The sequence below is a fragment of the Streptomyces phytophilus genome (genome assembly GCF_013870535.1).
Classification (GTDB): domain Bacteria; phylum Actinomycetota; class Actinomycetes; order Streptomycetales; family Streptomycetaceae; genus Streptomyces; species Streptomyces phytophilus.
On sequence record NZ_JACBXC010001288.1, the window covers coordinates 1 to 1676 of the forward strand.

Sequence of the window (1676 nt, forward strand, 5' to 3'; positions counted from 1 at the left end):
CTCGTCCGGCACCAAGTGCCCCGGCGCCCGCTCGGCCGTGCGCGCCCGGATGTCCCGGGGGTCCGCGCCGGGCGCCGCGGTCCTGACGAACACCACGAACTTCTTGTCGTAGCCGGCCCCGACCTGGACCGCCGCCGCCTCGCGCACCCGCTCGTCCGCCTCCACGACCGACTCGGCCTCGGCCAGGTTGACGCGGAAGCCGCGGACCTTGAACTCGTCGTCCTCGCGGCCGTGGAAGGCGAGGTCGCCGCCCGGGAGGAGCGAGGCCCGGTCGCCGGTCCGGTAGATCCGCCCGCCGGGTACGGCGGGGTCGGGGAGGAAGCGCTCCTTCGTCGCCTGCGGATCGCCGGCGTAGCCGGCGGCGAGGCGGTCCCCGCCCACGTACAGGTCGCCGACCTCGCCGTCCGGTACGGGGTCGCCGTCGGCGTCCAGCAGCAGGCACACGGTGCCGGCGACGGGCTTGCCGATGGGCACGGACGGCCCCGCCCCGTCCCACGACGAGAGGCTGAACGCCGTGCTCACGATGGTGTTCTCGGTCGGCCCGTAGCAGTTGACGATCTCCAGGTCGGGGCACTCCCGCCGGGCGCGGACGGCGTGCTCGTACGGCAGCACGTCGCCGCCGACGATCAGGTGCCGCAGCGACCGCAGGGCTTCGGGGTGGCGCTCGACGACCAGGGCGAACACCGCCGGGGTGAGGACCGCGGTGGTGACCCGCGGGTCGGCGAGGAAGGCGGCCGTCTCGTGCACCGCGAGCGTCGTACGCGGCGCGCACAGCACCGCGGCCCCGGCCAGGAGGGCCGACCAGATCTCCAGCATGGACGGGTCGAAGGTGAGGATGGTGTGCACGAGGAACACGTCCCCGGGCGCCCGCCGGACGGGGCTGTCCCGCAGGCAGAGCGCGCTGAGGGCGCCGTGCGGCACGCCCACCGGCTTCGGCTGCCCCGTCGACCCCGAGGTGAACATGATGTACGCGAGGTCGTGCGCGCTGCCGGCCGGCCCGGTGTCCGCGGACTCCGCGCCGGCGGACGCCGCCAGGTCGTGTACGTGCCGGGTGGCGACCGTCAGCCCCGAGGGCACCTTGTGGTCGGCGGTCAGGAGCAGCAGGCGGGCCCCGACGAGGGCGGCCATGTGCTCGATGCGTTCGGCCGGATAGCCCGGGTCCACCGGAACGGCGTGGGCTCCGGCACGCAGCACGCCGAGCATCGCCGCGATCGTGTCGCGGTCGCCCACCCCGTGCAGGCAGACCGCGTCGCCGCGGCGGACGCCCCACTCGGCCAGCGCGCGCGCCAACCGCCCGGAGGTCTCCCACAGTTCGCCGTACGTGTACGTCCCGGCCGGATCCCGGACGGCGACCTGGTCCGTACGCGCGGCGGCCTGCCGGGCGAACGCCTCGTCGATGCGGACGAACGCGCCGCCGCTCATCGCGGTCCGCCTCTGCGGCAGGGCACCGTCACGGGGAATCCTCCCTCTCGCTCTGCGCGGCCAGCCGGGCGAGGAGACCCGCCTGCCGGCCGAGGGTCCGGGAGAGCATGAACTCGCGCAACGGCACCTCGACGCCGAGCCGCTGCTCCAGGCGGCGGACGATGCGGATGGCGGTCAGCGAGTCGCCTCCGAGGTCGTAGAAGTCGTCGTCCGGCCCCAGGTCCGGGTGGCCGAGCAGGTCGCGCCACGCGGCC

Annotated in this window: 2 protein-coding genes; both read right to left on the bottom strand. The window is 75.4% G+C overall.

Features of this window, described 5'->3' with window-relative positions:
- Positions 1 to 1422, bottom strand: a 1422-nt coding sequence (locus H5J30_RS31655) for an amino acid adenylation domain-containing protein (RefSeq protein ID WP_181791017.1), incomplete at its 3' end; no start/stop codon positions are given.
- Positions 1423 to 1450: 28 nt separating this feature from the next.
- Positions 1451 to 1676: acyl carrier protein (locus tag H5J30_RS31660; RefSeq protein ID WP_181791019.1), on the bottom strand; the 226-nt coding region annotated here is incomplete at its 5' end.